The organism is Bacteroidota bacterium, assembly GCA_039111535.1.
Classification (GTDB): Bacteria; Bacteroidota; Rhodothermia; order Rhodothermales; family JAHQVL01; genus JBCCIM01.
Genome location: JBCCIM010000113.1, coordinates 1 through 20,832, shown reverse-complemented (window position 1 = coordinate 20,832; position 20,832 = coordinate 1). Strand labels below are relative to the sequence as shown.

The window sequence follows — 20,832 nt, the reverse complement described above, 5'->3', positions numbered from 1 at the left end:
CTCCAATTACAACAAACATGCAGGTCAAAGTGATTGCCGGGAATCTTTCCTTCAGGACAAGTGTGGTATAGCAGGACGAGACACACTCCTCACTCCTACCCCGAAAACGTCGCTTTTCATGCCTCTAGGGCGATAATGTCCATATTGTACTAGTATTCGTCCGGTTTACCCCGGGTCTGCATGGCTACCCTTTGTACGTCACCACAAACACACCCACTCTTGGGTCACAAAGACGTACGATTATGGTCAACGCATCCTTTAAGCCTTACTTCTTTTGGCAGAAAAAGTCGCAAACGGACAATTCAGAAACGGATCAACTCCAATATACGGTAGCATCACTTTCTCGACTCATTGAGGATCATGACGCTCTGCTTCATGCGGTCGCGCGCCTCTCAAGAAATCTGTTACTATTGATGCAGGAGCCGGCACGTAAATTACAAACCTTGGAAGGTACGCCTGAAGACGCAGGCCAGATGTACAAACATACCTTATTGTTTCAACGACTGACAGAGATTGTAAGCCTACATGTTGAGGTTAACAGGCTTCTTTGTAATGCCAGGCAATCCTCGATTAATTTTGAAGCGCTTAATAAGCGCGTATTCATGGCAGTCGTTGAAATGGCTGAACAGAAGCAATTGACAGTAGAATATGGATGTACTGGCGTATTGCCAAACGTGACCGCTGATCCTGAAAAATTGCTGCGTGTGCTGCGTAGCCTGATAGCCTATGGCATCGCCCAAACCGCGGCTGGCGGTAGTGTTAAGTTAGACGTACAGCCTGACCCTGATGCGAAGGACACCGTTGTATGCCGTATTAAATACGCCGGCGCGTATCTCGCTCAAAACAATGAAGATATGCTGGCCCGGCTTAAAGCCTCTTTGTACGCAGAGGGACCAGTCGGCCTGGATCTTACAGGCATCCGTATGCTGATCAGTGCACTTGGGGGACAACTAAGTGTTGAAGAGGATCCAGGCTTTAGCACAACGCTGGTGTTTTCGTTACCGACTGCCCACCAGTTCTCATTAGATAGTGTGACGTTACGCCGGGATACACTGGCAACAGCTGATGATGAGGGCCTACCGGATGAAGCATGGACTGCAGAAGAGCTGCGTACAACGTTACTCCAACCTAATCCTGCTGCTGAAGAGGAACCGTCTGATCCAGTTATACTGCTCGTGGAAGACAATCGGGATGTGCGTTATTACATCAAAACCTGTCTCGACCCGCATTTCACTGTAGAAGAAGCTGCCAATGGGGAAGAGGGGCTGGAGAAAGCTGCTGTGCTCATTCCAGACTTAATCATCGCAGACGTCATGATGCCCAAGCTGGATGGTCATACTTTATGCAAGCAGATCAAACAAGATAAACAGCTAAATCATATTCCTGTAATGCTGTCTACAGCGCTGTCGGAGGATGAGTATCGTTTGAAAGGATATGAAGCTGATGCAGATGCCTACTTAATGAAGCCTTATGACAGCCGTATGCTGCTGGCACAGGTGCGAAGCTTACTGGCGAATCGTCGCCACGTGCGAAATTACTTCAGCAACACTGTTTTTTTTGAGCCCACAAACACGCCGGTGCCGTCTGTAGACGAAGCATTTTATGCACAGGCGAAGGAGGTGGTGGAGCTTAATATGGGTGATAAAGCATTCGACCTTACCAGGTTTGCTGATGCGATGTGTATGGGAGAGCGACAACTACAGCGCAAATGTAAAATGGTTTTGGATAGGTCACCGATGGCTTTTGTACGCATCATGCGGCTCAAGCGGGCGGCGCAACTGCTGGAGCAGCGTGCTGGTAACATTGCGCAGGTTGCCCGGTGGGTAGGATTTAACCACCCTCGACATTTTTCGAGGTCCTTTTCCCAACTTTACGGCAAAAGCCCCCGCGCATATATGGCTGAATACTAACTTTATCCTTTTGCAGTCCGCCTTTTGAGATCCATTGTATTATGATAGCGGGCACGTTACGTGAAACGACAAAAACTACACCCCAGCCGACAGGTCGGTCCTGGGGTGTTTTTTTGCGTTTTACGACTAAACCAAGCCACTAGGTTCTTATTTGCTAACGTCAGGGTAGGGTGTTCTCGAGTAGAAATTGAAAAAAAGCCGTGAAGAGAGGCCTCGTAACCTAACCTGTGGTGTAACAGAAACTAGCGTGGCTACCGTTCGGTCATCCACTACATCGTTTCAGACAATACCATATGATTTGACCTGAAAAAACGGGGCAAGGCAATATGCGTTTGGCACTGAGGGATTTGTGTGTCAGCTAAACGTATTTGAGATCTTTATCTGGTGAGTTGTCAAAGGTAGGGGTTTTTTTTTACTAGTGACCAGCAACTTGGTTTGTTTGCATTAAATAATAAATTATAATATTTAATTGGCGCACTAATTTTGAAAATAGTTTGTTGATTAAATATAGTGCGTGTTTTAATACTGAAATGGTAATTAGGTGAGCGTAATGAATTGGAGCTTGAATCTGGCTACATTGAATGCTGTATGGGTTAGGTTATTTCCTCGCATGATGGGAAAGGTATGGAAACATAAAAAGTTGTCCTTAGACGTATACAATAATCCTGCGCTTTTTGAGGAGGTATATGGCAAGACAATTGACGCCTATTTAAACTATACCAAATCAGTATATGATTTCCTTGGCGTGCCTAATCCGCAGTTCATGACAGATATACGCTGTCACCCGCACTTTGCTGGTATCGAAATAGACCAATTAAAGGAGCTGGCCGCACAGGTTAAAGAGGTCTGTGCTTTGCCTTTGGAAGGACATTGCGCCATTCTTTTTGCTGAAATCGGGAAGCTGGAACAGCTCATTGATGCTTTTGATGCCTTTGAGCCTGAGGTGGCTCCATTAGGAACTCTGTCAAGCGAATTACTTGCCTACTGGATTAGCAATAAAGCATCCATCCAGGGCGTGTTAGGGATTACCGATGCAGGATATGGTGTTCAAAAGAAAAGGCTTGAAAACCTGAAGGCTTTTATGGAAGCCGGAGGTGTCTATGCAGCAGCAATTGCTGCTGCTGGAGATGACAAGCTCCTGCCGGTGGGATTAACTGCTACGTTTCGACACAATTTGTGCTATGAATACATCATTTCGAGCGACCAAATAATCTTCCCCTGGCCTGAACGACCGGTCAATGAAGCCCAGGTCTACAACATGTATGTTGTAAGAGAAACGGGCAAACCGCCTATGGTACTACCGGGCTTAAATACAGGCATCCTCTCCACGCCAGGTCCTGGAAACGAAAGTGGTATATCTGAGGGGTTTGCGGACCCAGGTCGTTGCCTCAATGTGCAGGCACATCTCAATGATCTTGCGCCGAAATGGGGAATAAAGGGCTCGCAGCTTCAATTACTTGCAAATGGAATACCACGTGCGATCGCTGAAATTTGGGGTAATGATTTATTATATGATCGATACATCCTTGTAGTAAGAGAAGAGATTTTAATAGGAGAGGCTAAGATCATTGATCATTTGTTTGAACTCGCGCAGTCTTCTGGACATGACGCTGATGCGGGAGAAACCTATGTCAGTTGGCAAGAAGACCGGGCTACGCGAGAACAAGAAATAGCGTCGATCGAGAACGGTCTGGCTGCTTCGCTTTCAAAGGTGTCTGGTTTGATTAGAAATGCTCAGAATTATTTCGAAAGCGCCCATAATGATGCAGAAGCAACGGCAGAGGATAAGGCAACCATTACAGATTGCGTGTTCCGCACTTCAAAGATCCGTACAAAAAACCTGTATGAGTCACGGATGGATGCACGCAGGGTATTGGCAGAGATAAATCGCACACAAACGGAGCACCCGTTAAGCGGGCCGACAGTAATTAAAAAGGTATCTCAGGCGAAGAAGGAATTAGACAAAGTCATTACTGAAGTTGTGCCGAATTCCAGTTTTGTGCCATTTGAAAGAAAGCAGGAGGTACGGACTAAAATTGCTGCCATGTTGCAAAATTTTATAGAAGAGCAGATAGAGTTTGTGTTTCCCCACAAGGTTAGAATAGAGTTTGTCAAATCGACACCAAGTGTGAGCTCCTTATTCATCGTAAACGATAGTATGTCAGGAGATGGAGAAGGGGTTGTTCAAGTGCCATTTCCAGAGCGCCCTAATTTGGATGAACTGTTCCGATCTTGGTCGAGTGGTGATTCTCATGTTCCAACCTTTACAGCTTCCGGGTCATGATTTGTTTGAACATAATAGTGTAAAAGAACTGATTTGAATGCTTCGAGAGAAATGAGGTTATTGCATTTTGCCAAATAGACTCTTGGTGAAGTATCTGTTTTTATTATCCAATCTGGCTGTGTTTTCACTATTCGTGAATGCCGCAGCACAGGGTCAACATATTGAGGATTCAGCATATTTTGAACGAATTACCGTAAAAGATGGGCTTTCATTTAACGCAGTCCGGAGTATACTGCAAGATACAAATGGTTTTTTTTGGTTTGGTACTCAAGAAGGTCTAAATCGTTATGATGGTAGAGAGTTTAAGGTCTATCGTAGTACTGATGAAGGGATTGCACTATCTAATGATAGGATAAGATATTTGTTAGAGTCTGAAGATGGTGTTATTTGGATTGGCTCAGATGGGGGTCTTAGTTCGTTTGATCCAAGGCGTGAGGAGATTGAAAATTATACAAATGAAGAGTTTTTTGGTGAAAATACTGTAGTAAATACTTTGGCTAACTCTGTGTCAAACAGGATTTGGATTGGTACAGATACTGGAGTGCTTGTGTTTGATTATACCGAGGAGGAAGTTGTTTCTTTTGATAAATTTGTAGGGAGTGCACTAGAACTAAAAGGCGCATCAGTTAACGCTATCTATGAGGATAGTTACGGGAGGCTGTGGATTGGATCTGATAAGGGAGTGTATGCATTCGACCTGACTGGAGAGGAAATTAGTGGTTTTAACGATGATCCTATTCTAAGCATTGTTGGTAATAATGTGTCTTCTATTTATGAGGATTCTAAGGGTGACTTGTGGTTTGGTACATTAGGCGATGGCTTGTATAAGTTTGATAGAGAATTGGGAGTCATCAATTCTTTTGTACACGACCCTTCAAATTACAAGAGTTTGTCAAGTGACTTCGTCAAAACTATTTACGAGTCATCTGATGGCCGGATTTGGGTTGGTACTAACGCTGAAGGTTTGAACCTAATGAGGGATGATGGTGAGTCCTTTATTAGGTTCCAGCATGATCTCGGGAATGAGCATAGTTTGTCAAATAATGCCATATACCAGTTAACTGAAGATACTGAAGGTAGAATTTGGATTGCAACCTGGAATGGCATAAATAAACTCTACTGGACAAGAGAAATCTTTGTACATCATAAGTTCACACCAGGTGTTTCAGATAAATTGAACCATAATCTGATCATGCCTATGGTTGAGGATGATGAAGAACGCTTGTGGATAGCTACTTTCGGTGGGGGGGTGAATGTTTTTGATAGAGTGAAGGGTGAATACGCTTATTTGAAGCATGATGAGTCTAGTACAAATAGTCTTAGTAGTGATGATGTTTGGGCGATATGTAGAGATAGTGATGGTGTTTTTTGGTTTGGCACTTGGGGAGAGGGAATAGATAGGTATGATCCAGCGTCGGGTGAGTTTAAAAACTATAAGAATATTCGTGGTAACGCTAATAGCTTGAATACACCAACAAATCGAGTCTATTCAATTATGGAAGATAGTTTTGGCCTGCTTTGGATTGGGACTCTTGATGGTGGAGTAAGTAAATTTGACTCAAAAAATGAAGTTTTCTCAAGCTATACATATGATGATGAAGATAGTCGAAGTATAGGCTCAAATGAGGTTAATAAGATTTTTGAAGATCATGACAGTAATCTTTGGTTTGGTACCTATCGTGGAGGTTTAAGCAAATATAATCGTGTTGACGATAACTTCGAGACCTATCGATTGGTAGAAGATTCACTACATTCTATTGGCAGTAATTTTGTTACATCAATCAATGAATATCCAGATGGTGTTTTGTGGATAGGAACCCAGGGAGGAGGACTTAGTCGACTCGAAGTATCTACTGGAGTTATTGATAATTTTGGTAATGATCATGGACTTCCGGGTAACTCTGTTTTAGCAATTCTGATTGATGAAAGAGGGTTGTTATGGTTAAGTACATATCTTGGTATTGCTCGTTTTGACCCCGCTACATCTGAGTTTCGAGTCTTCGATACACGGGATGGATTGCAAAGTAATATATTTCATATTGGTTCTTCTTTTAAGAGTAAGTCAGGAGAGTTTTTCTTTGGTGGAAACAATGGCTTTAATTCATTTTTTCCAGAATACATTAAAGACGACTCTAATCCTCCTGTTATTAGATTTACAGATTTGAAAATAGATGGAGAAACGCAACTGCCAAATATCAATTCTTCGATTAGAGAGTCCATTGTAACTACTGATGAAATAGTTGTTGAACCAGATCAATTCGAGATTTCTATCGGATATGCGGCTTTGCATTACAAGAATCCATTAAAAAATGAGTATTCATATTTCTTGGAGGGATATCATAGTGAATGGAGGCATGTTGGTACTGAGAAGGTTATAACATTTCCTAGAGCTGCATTTTCCCCAGGCACTTATACTTTCAGCGTGAAGGCTTCGAATGGAGATGGTATTTGGAATGAGGAAGGGATATCTATCGAGGTGGTTATACTCGCACCATGGTATCAAAAATGGTGGGCGTGGATGCTCTGGGTTAGCCTCGCCGGTCTGGGTATCTTCGGGCTCGTCCGCTGGCGCGTACGTGCTGCTGAGCAGCGCGCCGAGCAACTGGAGGTGACTGTACAGGAGCGAACAACTGAAATTGCCCAGCAAAACAAACAATTGGCCCAGCAGGCGCATCAACTCAAAGAAATGGACCGAATTCGGTCGAACTTCTTTGCCAATATTTCCCACGAATTCCGGACACCGCTGACAACCATCATCGGGCCAGTGCAGGATACACTAAACGGCGTTCACGGGAAGCTTAACGATCGCACGCGTACCCTGCTGCAAATTGTTGAGCGCAGTGGGAAGACTCTAAAAGGTCTTATCGATCAATTGTTGGCGCTCTCCAAGCTCGAAGCCGGTGAAATGCTGGCTCATCCCCGGCAGGTTGACCTTGTTGCGTATGTACAACACCGATTGAAAGAATTCGAGTTGCCGGCTTCGGGTAAATCGATCGCGTTAACGTTCGAGCACGACGGCAGCGCCTCTGTCCTCTACCTCGACACAGACAAACTCAAATACATCTTCAACAACCTGCTTTCGAACGCCATCAAGTTTACGCCATCTGGTGGGCAGATTTCTGTGGGGGTGGCGCGCAAGCTTTCAACTAAAGAGGTGCTGTTCACGGTAACTGATACGGGAATTGGCATTTCGGCTGAAGTACTGCCACACATTTTCAAACGTTTCAGGCAGGGTGATGCTTCCAGCACGCGGTTGCATGAAGGTACAGGTATTGGACTTGCGCTGACCAGAGAACTGGTCAATTTGCATCAGGCTACAATTGGCGTTGAAAGTGAGGTAGGTGTAGGCAGTACGTTTACCGTGTCTTTCAAGCAGGGGCGCGCCCATTTTTCAGCTAATTCAGTGTTGCCGGGCATCTGGATGCCTGAATTGCGCGACGATCTGGAAGAGCGAGAGGAAGAGGAGGCATTGATGTTTGCTGAAACACCCCTCCCAGATGATGCGCCGCGCGTGTTGTTGGTGGAAGATAGGGAAGATGTAAGGACCTATATACGCAGTTTGCTCGAAGGACGCTATCACGTATTTGAAGCGGAAAACGGGCGAATTGGTCTTGAAAGAGCCATAGAGTTGTTACCCGATCTCATCGTGAGCGATGTAATGATGCCTGAGGTTGACGGCCTGGAAATGGTGAAGAGCATTAAAACTACGCCAGCGCTTGCTGAAACGCGCGTGATGTTGGTCACCGCACGGGCAGACATGGAAGACATTCACGCCGGCCTACGTACGGGAGCTGACGCATACATCGTCAAACCATTCAATGCCACCGAATTCCAGATTCGGGTAGAAAATCTGATTGAAGTCCGAAAAGCCATCGCGGCCAACCGTGTGAGCCTGGAGACAAACGGGGTGGAGGTAGACTCCAAAGATGAAGCGTTTATCAAACAGGTGCGCGAACTGATCGTAGCGCGGATGCAAGACATTAAAGTGAGCGATATTGCTGCTGAATTAGGCGTCAGTCCCAGGCATTTGAACCGCCTTATGCATTCCGCTGTTGGCCTCACTGCCCGCGTGTATCTCCAAATATTGCGCCTCGAACGCGCTGCCCAGCTTCTCGAACAAAAACACGACCAGGTCGCGCAGATAGCTTACGCTGTCGGATACAGTGATCCCAATCATTTTTCAAGGGTGTTCCGGCAGGCTTACGACGTTTCTCCGAAAGAATACATGGAAGGGAAGAGGGGCAGGCAGTGATTGTCCAATGCAAAGTGTCGAATACAGCGTGGTTGCTGATTTGTGATAAGATGGCAAAGGTGAGCTGCCTTAATCCTGCCAATCACCATGCCAGCGCTTCGCAGCGTCTGCAATAGCCGGCCAGTGTTTTAACAACTCGGCGTACCTACCAAAAAGTGATTGTGCGAATTCCCAGACATCATATCCATAACGCCACAGATCGATAGGCTTAAACGCATGCTGCCCATCTATTGCGTTAGCTAATTGGTGGCGCAATGCCGTCACATCTTCCTGATAATAAGCAGGAAATTGATCCATCTCCTCTGTTACGGCTTCGAGCGCTTTGAGTGTTTCTGCGTAGACGCGCCGTGTGGCATTCGAAACATACTCCACAAACTCATCCAGCGGCGCATTGACCAGTTGTTGAAGGTAAGTACCAAGCAGCGGAAGATTTGCGGCTGGGTCGCTTGAAAGAATGCCTGGTCCAAAAGAGGACAGCGTTGCTGAGAGCACTTGATTCAGATTTGCAGGGGGGATCATGACCTCCGTATGAGGTGGTCGTTCGTTGGGTGGGTCGTGCTGAATGGTGAAAGGTAGATGCACCTTGATGCCATTTGGCTGGCACAATCCGAGTACTTCACCAAAGACACTGTCTTCATTACGCATGTTCGGTGGGAAAGGGGGGAGCAACGTGCGGTTGTCGAGTCCTGCGTTTATAGTAATCAGCGATCGATCTACGCCAATCCTGGGGCCTCGCGGTGCCCGGATGATATTGCGGGTAAACAGTTTCCATCGATAAGATTCGGGATCTGCGAGCAATGCGTCTCGCTCAGCGCCCTGGAAAGAAAGCCGGCCCATCGTCGTGCTCATACCAGAATCTCCGGCCGCCCCAAGGAAGGTCCCAACTATAAACATATCGGGAGAATGAGGGCTTGCATCAGTGAGTATTGAGAGGGGTTTGCCAAGATAGGCTTCGTGTAAGCCCAGTACATCAACCTGGAGACCCTGTGCAATAGCCAGCGCTTCGGCTCGTGTTTGGTAAAACTGGTAGCGGTCTGTAGGAATAGTGGTAGGTGCAATTAGCTGTTGCGCTCCCTGGGTTGTGCTGTAGAGCTCGCAGATGGTGTCGTCATCTACTTGTACATGCAAAGTGCCGGCTGAAGCCAGTAATAGTGTATTACGCGCTGCACCATATGATTCCTGGCTTTGCTCATTACCCAGCAGAGCGTACTCGAGCAACGATTGGGGGAGTTTGGCTTTGCGAGAAAGAAAAGCAGCCATTTTTCTGCGGTCTGCGCGGTTCAGATAACGAACGGCAGAGGCAGATGATTTGCGAATTAAGTCTACGCGTCGCCTGGTTGCATCCGCGTATTCCGGTTTCTTGTTGTCATCAACTACAGTAAACGCGGCATCCCGGCTGTGCTTATGGGCATTATCCACAAAACTCTGCAGACAACGCGCAACAGTATCCGGACGGTTACGTGTTGGTATACCGAGTGAGGTTATGAAATTGGAAGATGCCATTATTTAGTAAACGAGAAGGTATGTATTTATATCCTCAAATGCCCTCTCGTACATACCTAATGCAGGTATAGCGCTATACTCCCTCATTGAAACCAGGCTCACTCGGGAGTGCGAGTCCGCACTCTGTGGTCGATAGTATGTCTGGTGGATAAAAGCCTGTACACCATTTTACTAGAAACTTTACGAAGCAAAATGGTAGAAGTCCATGAAGTTGCATGGCAAATCCCTTCCTGCCATAGCTTGCGAAATACCGCCGGAAACGCAAGCGAATTGATCTACCTGTGTGCAGTCAGGCGACAAAAACATCACCATTACCGACGTTTAGAGATCTTAGGTTTTTTAGTGCTGTAATTTTAGCACATGCCTGTCGGTATTGCATGTTTTATTCGCCTATTGAATTAGAATATTAACTGCAATCACTCCCAGGTTAGTTCAACAAAATGAATAAACATATTACTTCCGCAACCCGATGGGTAAGGAAGGGTGGACCCACACCCTCTGAGTTTAAGGCGTTTAGTGCTTGGTTAAGAGAACTTGCTGCTGACGTTGAAAAAGGTATGCTATCCGAAGACGACAAGAAAGAAATACACAACGTTTTTGGAGATGCGCTCTCTACCAAAACATTGCAAGGAATTAGTTTAGTCAAACCACGTGGTTATGCGGGGGATTTTGAAGTAATCGATCGTGTATATCAGCGCTCGTTGACAACTGACCCTGAGTTAATCAACTGGGATAATTTTCTGCTCAATACTCATGCAGCCAAGGCAGTAAGGAATAGAAAGACCTACTTTCTGAATTTGCTGAGCACACTTATTAAGCGCGGAGCCAGTGCTGAATCTGTAGCGGTGTTAAACATCGCAAGTGGTCCGGCACGTGATGTATTTGAATACCTCTCTTTTGCTACGGATGAGCGCGTCCGTTTTACGTGTGTGGAATACGATAAAACAGCCATCCAGTATGCGAAGGCGTTGTGCTATGAACACATAGATGCAATTGAATTTGTTCAGGCGAATGCATTCCGCTATTCAACAGAGAAAAAATTCCCGCTGGTTTGGTCTGCCGGCCTATTTGATTACTTTGACGACCGCCGGTTCAAATTCTTACTAAAGCGTCTTTACGACTTCACTGAACCTGGGGGACAGCTTGTGGTCGGCAACTTCTCTACGGACAATCCTGACCAGTCCTACATGGAAGTGCTAATGGAATGGGAGCTACACCACCGCAGTCCCGATGATTTACGGCAGCTCGCGCTAGATTGTGGTGTGCCAGACCAGAACATTAGCATCGGCAAGGAGCCTGAAGGCGTGAACCTTTTCCTGCACGCGACAAAATCGTAATAAACACTCCATCGTCGCTTTTTTAGATGATATTTGTTCGTGAACAGAATATCAAATAAGGCGTGCCTCGTTCGTTACGGGGCACGTCTTCTGGTGTCCGCATTATCAAATCCATAAAACCGTTGCGCAACAGTATTCGGCGTGTTGCTGGATGGAATACTGGGGGGGGACATAGCTGAAGAAGATACCATTTCTCAGCAAAAAGGTGCCCTCCAAGGTATGTAATTATCCGCTAACCTGTCTTTTGATACATATTCTTCACATATAAGGAACGGTAACACAAAGTGCGGGTTGGTATCTTCCCTTTCTTCCTTGCAACGGTAAATCTCTCTAAGGACGCATGCGGCAGTTCCATCTCAACTTTGACGAATCCAATCCGCCTCGAATTTCAGTAGATGCTGACAAGATTTTGCAAGGATTGAACCCGGTTCAGCAGGACGCCGTCAAGGCAACGGAAGGGCCTGTGATGATAGTCGCCGGCCCAGGCTCTGGCAAAACGCGTACGCTTACGCACCGGATTGCCTACCTGCTCGCAAAAGGCCTTGCACGGCCTTATCAAGTCCTCTCGCTCACGTTCACCAACAAGGCGGCGCGTGAAATGCGCGAGCGCGTGGAAGAACTGGTGGGCGAGGATGCCGCGCGGGGGATGTGGATGGGTACGTTCCACTCGATCTTTGCGCGCATGCTGCGGGTTGAGGCTGAAGCGCTCGGGTTTACGCGCGACTTTTCCATCTACGATACCGAAGACAGCGAGCGCGTGATGCGCAACGTGATGTCGTCGTACAATATCGATGTCAAACAGTTTAGTCCCCGCGCGATGCGCTCCCACATTTCGAGCGCCAAAAACCAGATGGTATCGCCCGATGAATACCACCGCATGGCGTCTACGCGGATGCAAGAGCAGGCAGCCCGCGTCTACAAGCCGTACCAGGAAATCTTGCGCAAAGCCAACGCACTCGACTTTGACGACCTGCTCATCAAACCCATCGAGCTTTTCCAGCAAAACCCGGAGATTCTCGAAAAGTACCAGGATCGCTGGAAGTACATCCACATCGATGAGTACCAGGATACCAACCACGCGCAGTACTTGCTGACCAAGCTGCTGGCGAATAAACACAAGAATATTTGTGTGGTTGGGGATGATGCACAGAGTATTTACGCGTTTCGCGGAGCCGACATCGCCAACATCCTTTCTTTCCAGCGCGACTACCCCGAAGCCGTCACCATTCGTCTCGAGCAAAGCTACCGTTCGACGCAGAAAATCCTGAAGCTGGCCGACTCTATCATCGGGCACAATGAAGACCAGCTGGATAAATCGCTCTGGACTGAAAACGCCGAAGGTGAACCCATTGTATTGATGGAAGCCATCTCCGAGCGCGACGAAGCCCAGAAAATTGAACGCCGCATCCGCGACCTGGAAGTTCGGACGTCTTACTACTACCGCGACTTTGCCGTCCTTTACCGTACCAATGCACAAAGCCGCTCGTTTGAAGATGCACTACGGCGTGGCAATATCCCGTACCGTGTCGTTGGTGGCGTGTCGTTTTACCAGCGTCGTGAGATCAAGGATGTGCTTGCCTATTTACGCCTGCTGGTAAACCCCAACGACGTGGCAAGCTTACGCCGGGTAATCAATTATCCAACGCGTGGTATTGGCGCAAAAACGCAAAGCCAGCTCTTTGGGTATGTAGAAAACACGGGCATGCCGTTGTGGGATGTGATGCATGCGCTCGACCAAACCGGGCTCTCAGCCCGAGCCAAAGGGCAGATATCCAAATTTGCCAAGATGATCGAAGATTACCGCGCGATCATGGATACCCAGCCGGCAGACGACATCGCACGCGAATTGATCAAGGAATCGGGTATCTTTGCCAACCTGCGAGACGAGGGCACGCAAGAAGGGCTGGTGCGGTGGGAGAACGTGCAGGAGATGATTTCAGCGATTGCAGAATTTCGGCAACAGGAAGGCAGCAACGGTTCGCTGAGCGAGTTTTTGCAGCAGGTATCGCTCTTCACCGATCAGGATGCTGATGAAGGCAATGACGACCGGGTTACCCTCATGACGCTGCATGCCTCGAAAGGCCTTGAGTTTCAGGTAGTCTTTATTGCCGGCCTCGAAGAAGGGTTGTTTCCCCTTGCCAATGCTTCGCAGGACCGCAAGGACCTTGAGGAAGAGCGCCGCTTGTTTTATGTAGGCGTTACCCGGGCCAAATCACACCTCGTCATTTCAAGCGCGCGTTCTCGTTTCCGGTATGGCGAACACCAGTCGTGTATTCGAAGCCGCTTCCTCGAAGAAATTGACACCTCCGTCATCAAAACGGAAGGCGGGAAACAGTTTGAGCAAAAGCCTGGTCGTTTTAGCGTAGGCAGTGGGAATACGTTTTCCTACGAAAACATGGCGCCGGATTATTATAAGCAGAGCCTGAGTCCGTCGGCCGGCAAGCGTAAAACAAGAACGGTAAAGGTTGACCCACCAAGTGGCCGGCGTGTGGTGTATGACGAAGGGGAAGGGCAGATCGTCCCGGGTGCCGTGGTTGAACACGAGACGTTCGGGCAGGGCAAAGTACTCGCAATGGAAGGCAATGGGCAGCATCTGAAGGCAACAGTTTTCTTTAAGTCTGTGGGCCAGAAAAAACTCGCGCTGAAGTTTGCGAAGCTGCGGCTCGTGGGGTGACACACGACGAGCTTTGAATTTCGAATACCGAGTCAGGGGTGTTCAGAAAAAATAGTAGCTGTCAAAGTTCAGTTCGTTATTAGCAATTTAGTGTGCTGGACGTCCACCAAAAATTTCGAATGTCGAACGGATTACCTTTATACGGCATTCGGCATTCGGCATTCGGCATTCGGCATTCGGCATTCGGCATTCGGCATTCGGCATTCGAACCTCAATCCCCGCGTGGCGTATCAACGTCCCAATTGGTCCGGTAAGCTGCTTGCGAGCCACCGTTTCCCACCTTCAGGATTTATCCGTACCCGATGATGTCACGTGCGTCTTTCTCTGGCCAGCGCCAGGTTTTGTTGTTCTGTATTCTTCTTGTGATTGCCGGTTGTGCTAGCGGCCCTGAAAAAGAAGCCCTGATCATTTACTCGCCGCACGGCAAAGAAATGCTTACGGCTTTTGAAGAGGTGTTTGAGGAAGCCCATCCGGATGTAGATGTTCAATGGATCGATATGGGTGGACAAAATGCATACGACCGTATCCGCACAGAACGGGAACGACCGCAGGCCAGCATCTGGTGGGGCGGTGCCAGCACGGCTTTTGATCGCGCAGCCCGCGAAGGCCTGCTCGAAGCGTATCGCCCTACCTGGGCTGATACTGTTGATGCCAGTACCCATCATCCGGAAAACATGTGGTATGGCACTTTCCTGACCCCCGAAGTGATTGCTTTTAATAGCCGCACCCTGCCAACGGATGCCGACTTGCCCAAAGATTGGGACGACCTCCTCGATCCGCAATGGCGGGATAGAATTCTGATTCGCTACCCGCTTGCTTCTGCTACCATGCGCACCATTTTTGGTGCTATGATTATGCGGTTTGATACTGTGGAAGAAGGCTATGCCTGGCTCGCACGACTGGACATGAATACCAAGACCTACGCTGCTGATCCTACCCAGCTGTACCTGAAACTTGCGCGAGAGGAAGGTGATGTATCGTTGTGGAATATGCCGGATATTTTCCTGCAGCAAAATGACAACGGTTACCCGTTTGGCTGGCTCATTCCGGCAAGTGGTACACCGGTACTTACCGATGGGATTGCGCTTGTGAAAAATGGTCCCAACCTGAATCGGGCCCGGCAGTTTTATGAAATGGCTACCTCAAAAGAAGCCATGACGCTACAATCGAATGCCTATTTCCGTATTCCCACGAGAAAAGACCTCGACCCTGCGGCCCTGCCTGACTGGGTAACCGGCACCGATATCCGCCCTATGCAACTCGATTGGGAGCGCCTTGTAAGCGAGGGCCCAACCTGGATGCAGTACTGGGATGAAAACATCAAAGGCCGCGGTGAGGTGTATCTACAGGAAAAAGGGCTGGCGGTTGTTGATTGAGAGGCTGTTATTTAATGGCTCAGCATTGACACCTCTGCTTCCACACGACAGGCGAACCGTCATCCTCAGCTTGACTGGGGATCCACAGGAATACTAATCGCTGCTGGATGTGTCCTGTTGGCTTTTGCCATCCGGGTGGATACCCAATCAAGTTGGGTATGACCAGGGGTGGAGCACGGCCTTCTTCAACCTCATCCTGCCAGCGTGCTGTACAGCGACCAGCAGCCGGCGATGAACAGGCCGATACTGGACAGCCACAGCAGCACATCCCACGTGCGACCGGTTAACAATTCCGGATCACTACGCTTATACCTGAAATAAAGCACCGCAACGCCCAGCATGGGCAGCATAACCGCCTGGGCAACCCCGCTTGCGAGGATCATGGCGACGGGGGCTTTGACAAACAGATAGGTAGCCAACGCCATCAACGGCCAAATCATACTGATGACCCGCGTCCATTTCAGGCGCGTTGCTTCCGTGCCATCGTGGAATCCAAAGAGGCCAAACGCATCGGCGACCATGCGGCTGTAGCCGGCAGCTACCACAAAAAATGTGGAGTATAACACGGCAAAAGCACCAAAGAGGAAGACGCCCTGCGCCCAAGACCCGAAGACGGGCACATACATTTCGGACAACGTCCTGATCATATCACCACGCGCCGGATTGAGGCCAACCCGCCACAGCACGGCTGCGCCGAGCAGGTAAAACACAACCGTAGTAAAGGTATACACGCCCATCGACGCCCAGGCGTCTATTTTGAGAACGCGAAACCAGCCTTTTGCGCGCGCAGTCCATGCTGCTGTGCCATCGCGTTTGCCGGTAAATTTAGCGTACCCCTTTTCAAGGCACCAGTAAGGGTACATCAACAATTCCCCGGACCCCATGCCGATGATGCCAAAAGCAGCCAACGCAGTTGTCATGGGGTTGATGATGCTACTCGACTCCACAGGGGGGAGGTTGAATTTCAAACCAGTGGCAAATTCGGATCCCGTTACCCCCCAATCTGTGAATTGCAAAACAGCGAGCGTAATGATCGTAATCAGCGTAAACAGCCCCACAAGGACCATCGTTACGCTCTGTATCAGACCATAATGTCCAATCAACATCAGTCCGGATGTAAGCACTGCCATGATTGATGCCCAAAGGTAGGCATCTTTCGGTTCAGGCATGGCTTGCAGTTGGCCAGAGAGGCTGCTCAACTGTTCCTGTAGCGCACCGCTCACAACGCCCCCATTTGCCTCGGTAATGGCAATTTCGACCTGTGTTTTCACCATCTGATCCTGCAGCGCATTAAACACTTCGCCTTGCTCGGTTAACGGCGTGGTGATGGCTAAAGCCTGGCCTACACCACCCACAATCCCGCCTTGCTGGGAGATGATGAGCAACGTCATGATGGTCCAGTACCACACAATCCAGTTTACCTTGTAGCGCGGACCCGGCACCTTGTTTAAGGCCTCCAGGGGTGTTTCATTCCAGGTAATGGTGTAGCGGCCCATTTCGATCTGCGCAAAGACCTTAATCACGCAACCCACGATAATCAGCCAGAGCAGCCAGAAGCCGGCCTCTGCGCCAACTTTGGTTGTGGCAATCAACTCACCCGAACCAACAATGGATCCGGCGATGATGATGCCGGGCCCCAGGTTGCGGAGGGTTTGGCCAAACGTTTTTGGCGGCTGGGCAATATGCTCTTGCGCAGTGTTTTCTTGCTCGATCTCTTGCACGGGACAGGTGGTTTAGGTCCGAATAACTCAGCCGTAAGCTACCGCTTTTTGGGTTGAACTGCCCAGTCCGTCGATGCCAAGCGTGACAACATCGCCAGCGGCCAGGTACTGTGGCGGATCGAATCCGAGGCCCACGCCCGCCGGTGTACCCGTAGAAATCACATCGCCCGGAAGCAGGGTCATAAACTGGCTTACATAGCTTACAACGGTCGGGACGTTGAAAATCATATTGGCTGTGTTGCCCTGCTGCTTGAACTCGCCATTTACTTTGAGCCACATCCCGAGATCGTGCACGTTTTTGATTTCATCTTTGGTGGCAACAAAGGGGCCCAGGGGAGCAAACGTATCGCAGCTTTTGCCTTTCACCCACTGCCCGCCGCGTCGGATCTGGTAGTCTCGCTCGCTGTAATCGTTGTGAAGCACGTAGCCGGCTACATAGTCCAGTGCATCCGCCTCGCTGACGTAAGAAGTCCGTTTGCCAATAACAATGCCAAGCTCCACTTCCCAGTCGGTTGCTTCACTGCCTTTGGGGATGACGAGGTCGTCATTGGGGCCAACAATGGCGGAAGTAGCTTTGAAGAAGACAACGGGTTCTTTGGGTGGATCGAGGCCGGCTTCTTTGGCATGATCGCTGTAATTCAGGCCAATACATACAATTTTGCTTGGGCGGGCGAGGGGAGACCCCAGCCGGGTTTCACCGGAAATGACCTGTTGACCGGCTGCGCTGGCGTCTAGCCACGCCTGGATTTGGTCCAGGCCGCCAGCTTCAAAAAAAGCTTCATTGTAATCAGCCGTAAGGTGGCTGGTGTCGAGGCGGGTGCCATCTTCGAGTTGGATGCCGGGTTTTTCTTGGCCGGGCAGGCCGTAGCGGATTAACTTCATTTTATTCGAATGAAACGATAACTTGGGGGATGGCCGCATGTTACGGCAGAACACCCGCTTGATGCAACAGACAGCAGGTTGCCTGCATTCACTTTTTTGGAGTTGTAGAGGTTTTTGTTATGGTGCAATTTATGGCAGTAGCGCTTGGGGGTGCCGTGGGGGCCATGATGCGGTACGGCGTGGCGTTGGCAGTGCAACGCTTTGTGGATGGGCCGGCCCCGGTAGCAACCTGGACGGTCAACTTGCTAGGCTGCCTTTTAATTGGCTTCCTCGTTCCTTTTTTGAAAACAGGAAATGTGTCTGTGCCTGTTCAGTTGTTTGTGCTGACAGGCTTTTTGGGTTCTCTCACAACCTTTTCCACCTTTAGTATGGAGTCGGTCTTGTTGTGGCAGAGTGGACGGGTTGAACTGCTGTTGCTCAACGTATTTGGCAGCGTGGCAGCCGGCCTGTTGTTGGTATGGCTCGGTATGAAGCTGCACCAGGCCCTGTGGCCAATCAGTGGCTAAAGGTAGTCCCGTACGTCGGTGATCACCATGCCGGCGTCAACTGCAGCTTTAACGCCCATATCTGCATCTTCAAATACCTGGCACTTTTCCGGCGCCACGCCAATACGGCGTGCAGCTTCCAGAAAAATATCGGGGGAGGGCTTGGGGGCGACGGGGTCATCTGCGGTGATATAGACTTCAAAGTATTTTGAAAGTCCGGTCACGTCGAGCGAAAGCTTGACGGTTTCGAAGGGACCACCCGAAGCTACTGCCATCGGAATCTTGTTGTGGTACTTGTACACCAGCGCAGTCACTGGTTCAATTTCCTTGACGTGCAGTAATTTCTCTTTTGCCAGGTTTTCTTTGGCTTCTGTAAATTCGGCCACGTCAAAATCATATCCGAAGGCTTCATTGAACTGCGCAATAATGCCGTGGGTTGGAACACCTTTCAAGCGATCAAGGAATTCCGGAGGGCAGGTAGCACCAAATTTGGCAAAGGTACCGTGCCAGCACTCCCAATGGATAGGCATGCTATCAACGAGGGTACCATCACAGTCAAAAATAAGGCCTTCAACACCAGGGGCAACTTCTATCATAATCGGGGAGATGCTGGGGGAAATTACAATGCAATTAGCTTTAAGGCGGTTTGCAAGACAAGGTCTACAACAAGTATACAAAGGACCATCATGCCGGCGTATAAAAAAATCTTCATGATCCAGTGCCGCTCACGGGCAACGTGCCATCCTGAATAGAGCCCCACCAACGCCGTTGCGATCAAGATATAGCGCGTACCCATCCATTCAGGCGGTGGCGCGATATACAGGAGGGCAATGAGCATCGCGCCTGTGCCGGCGATAATATCTGAAAGCTTGATAAGCGCGTTCATACTACAAAAAAGACGCGAAGATTATTTGATGGTAGGCGTACCGGTAAGGATGCCCAGTTCGATGAGAAACTCATCTGCTGCTCGAACGGTGGCGACATAGGGTTTGTTGCCAAGCCGGCCCCGATTAAAGAATCCATGGTCCATGCCATCAAATTGCATAAGCCGGCACGTGCTGCCTGTGTGGCTCATGGCTGTGCAAAAACTGCGTGCCTGCGAAAACGGGACCGTTTTGTCAGCCGTCCCATGAAAGACGAGTGTTGGGGGATGGGCTGCGTCTAGTTGGTGAATAGGAGAAATGCTGAGCGGGTCCTGCCCATTGAACCGATCGTGCCATTTTACCGGCGACAGGTCGAGCACTGGATTAAACAATATCATGGCTGCCGGCCGTGAACTGATGGAGAGGTTGTCAGCACCATCTTCATGGCCATTTATTACGCCTGTTGTTGCGGCAATGTGTCCGCCAGCAGATCCGCCAGCGGCTACAATTTTGTCGGGGTCCACGTGTAGCGAATCTGCATGCATACGAACCCAGCGGATGGCCGACTTTGCGTCAGCTACGCTTTCATAAGGTGTTGTGTTGTGCAGGTTCTTGATGCGGTACTCTGCTGCAATAGCCAGCATGCCCCGCGAGGCAAAGTAGGCGGCATGTGGGTAAAACTGTTTAGGATTGCCGCTCACCCAGCCTCCACCAAAGAAGAACACAATGGCCGGCCGGGGTGCTCCTGCAGTATCGACGGCCGGCGTGAATACGTGCAGCTTCAGGGTATCGGGGCCAACAACTTTATAGACCACCTGTGCCGTTGGTTGCTGTGCAAAAGCGGTCAGCGTCCAGAAGATACAGCACGCTGAAAAAAGGAGCAGCTTTTTGAGCATGGATGACATGACGTGTAGGTTTAGGAAAGCTCTTTGATCATAATGTTGCGAAACGCAACGCGATGGTCGTGGCCAAGAAAGCCAATGTAGCCGTCGGGATTAAGGAGGCCGGGGTGATCTTTTTCATCGATGGTGCCTGGCTTGGCTGCTTCTTTGATATCGACATCAAGGATTGTCTCACCGTTTAACACCACGGTGATCTGATTGCCTTTTGCGATCACAACCTGCTCATTCCATTCTCCGACGGGGTTTTGGAATCCGCGTTTTGCCGGCGCAACGCCGTATACCGAGCCGTGGTATTGCCAGGGCTCCAGTGTTGTGTAAGCCGGGCCGTTGTTGTCCAGTATTTGCAGCTCCATCCCGTAATAGGCCGCATCTTTTCCTTGTTCAGCCCGAATCCCTAACCCATTGTTGCCATCCTCTTCAAGCAAGAACTCAAAATGGAGTTCAAAATCGCTGTAGCGTTTGTCGATATACAGGTTGCCGCCTCCTTCTTTAAGGCAGATCAGGTTGCCATCTTCCACGCCATAGCCTTCCGTGTTGCCAACCCAACCGCTGAGGTCAACGCCGTTAAAGACGGAAACTAAGGCCGGCGCTTTCGCATCAGCTTCAGCAGGGGCCTGTTCAATTTCATCTGTTGTACAGCCGG

14 protein-coding genes are annotated in these 20,832 nt (G+C 49.2%); 7 read left to right on the top strand and 7 right to left on the bottom strand.

Annotated elements, in window-relative coordinates:
• The first annotated feature begins 242 nt into the window (after positions 1-242).
• From AAF564_16590 to AAF564_16580, 3 genes are all read left to right on the top strand, one after another.
• The gene (locus AAF564_16590; protein MEM8487173.1) at positions 243-1,910 is read left to right on the top strand and encodes a response regulator; all 1,668 of its coding nucleotides are present in this window, start codon (positions 243-245) and stop codon (positions 1,908-1,910) included.
• A 550-nt stretch (positions 1,911-2,460) separates the two neighbouring features.
• A complete protein-coding gene (locus tag AAF564_16585; GenBank protein MEM8487172.1) occupies positions 2,461-4,194 on the top strand; it encodes a hypothetical protein in 1,734 nt (577 codons plus the stop codon).
• A gap of 85 nt (positions 4,195-4,279) precedes the next feature.
• Complete coding sequence (locus AAF564_16580) at positions 4,280-8,446, top strand: two-component regulator propeller domain-containing protein (GenBank protein ID MEM8487171.1); 4,167 nt, start codon at positions 4,280-4,282, stop codon at positions 8,444-8,446.
• Between the two features lie 69 nt (positions 8,447-8,515).
• On the opposite strand, the gene AAF564_16575 is transcribed toward AAF564_16580, so the two are convergent.
• Positions 8,516-9,949 (bottom strand): hypothetical protein, encoded by a 1,434-nt coding sequence (locus AAF564_16575; GenBank protein MEM8487170.1) that lies wholly within the window; start codon positions 9,947-9,949, stop codon positions 8,516-8,518.
• Between the two features lie 557 nt (positions 9,950-10,506).
• On the opposite strand from AAF564_16575, the gene AAF564_16570 reads away from it, so the two are divergent.
• The 3 genes from AAF564_16570 to AAF564_16560 all read left to right on the top strand — a co-directional run bounded on the left by AAF564_16570 (position 10,507) and on the right by AAF564_16560 (position 15,336).
• On the top strand, positions 10,507-11,286 hold the full coding sequence (locus AAF564_16570; GenBank protein ID MEM8487169.1) for a class I SAM-dependent methyltransferase: 780 nt from the start codon (positions 10,507-10,509) through the stop codon (positions 11,284-11,286).
• Between the two features lie 340 nt (positions 11,287-11,626).
• Positions 11,627-13,960 carry a UvrD-helicase domain-containing protein gene (locus tag AAF564_16565; protein ID MEM8487168.1) on the top strand — a complete coding sequence of 778 codons (2,334 nt, stop codon included), beginning with the start codon at positions 11,627-11,629 and terminating at the stop codon, positions 13,958-13,960.
• Between the two features lie 302 nt (positions 13,961-14,262).
• A complete protein-coding gene (locus AAF564_16560) occupies positions 14,263-15,336 on the top strand; it encodes an extracellular solute-binding protein (GenBank protein MEM8487167.1) in 1,074 nt (357 codons plus the stop codon).
• A 191-nt stretch (positions 15,337-15,527) separates the two neighbouring features.
• Here the strand turns inward: AAF564_16560 and AAF564_16555 are convergent, their stop codons facing one another.
• The gene (locus AAF564_16555; GenBank protein MEM8487166.1) at positions 15,528-17,057 is read right to left on the bottom strand and encodes an Nramp family divalent metal transporter; all 1,530 of its coding nucleotides are present in this window, start codon (positions 17,055-17,057) and stop codon (positions 15,528-15,530) included.
• A gap of 27 nt (positions 17,058-17,084) precedes the next feature.
• A complete protein-coding gene (locus AAF564_16550) occupies positions 17,085-17,939 on the bottom strand; it encodes a fumarylacetoacetate hydrolase family protein (protein ID MEM8487165.1) in 855 nt (284 codons plus the stop codon).
• Between the two features lie 131 nt (positions 17,940-18,070).
• On the opposite strand from AAF564_16550, the gene crcB reads away from it, so the two are divergent.
• Complete coding sequence (gene crcB, locus AAF564_16545; protein ID MEM8487164.1) at positions 18,071-18,445, top strand: fluoride efflux transporter CrcB; 375 nt, start codon at positions 18,071-18,073, stop codon at positions 18,443-18,445.
• Here the strand turns inward: crcB and AAF564_16540 are convergent.
• The 4 genes from AAF564_16540 to AAF564_16525 form a co-directional block, all read right to left on the bottom strand.
• Positions 18,442-19,020: an HAD family phosphatase gene (locus AAF564_16540; GenBank protein ID MEM8487163.1), complete on the bottom strand. Its 579-nt coding sequence runs from the start codon at positions 19,018-19,020 to the stop codon at positions 18,442-18,444. The genes crcB and AAF564_16540 overlap by 4 nt on opposite strands.
• Positions 19,021-19,043: 23 nt before the next feature.
• A complete protein-coding gene (locus AAF564_16535; protein ID MEM8487162.1) occupies positions 19,044-19,310 on the bottom strand; it encodes a hypothetical protein in 267 nt (88 codons plus the stop codon).
• 21 nt (positions 19,311-19,331) lie between these two features.
• Positions 19,332-20,192, bottom strand: coding sequence for an alpha/beta hydrolase (locus tag AAF564_16530; protein MEM8487161.1), 861 nt, complete (start codon positions 20,190-20,192; stop codon positions 19,332-19,334).
• A gap of 11 nt (positions 20,193-20,203) precedes the next feature.
• Positions 20,204-20,832, bottom strand: a 629-nt coding sequence (locus AAF564_16525) for a DUF1080 domain-containing protein (protein MEM8487160.1), incomplete at its 5' end; no start/stop codon positions are given.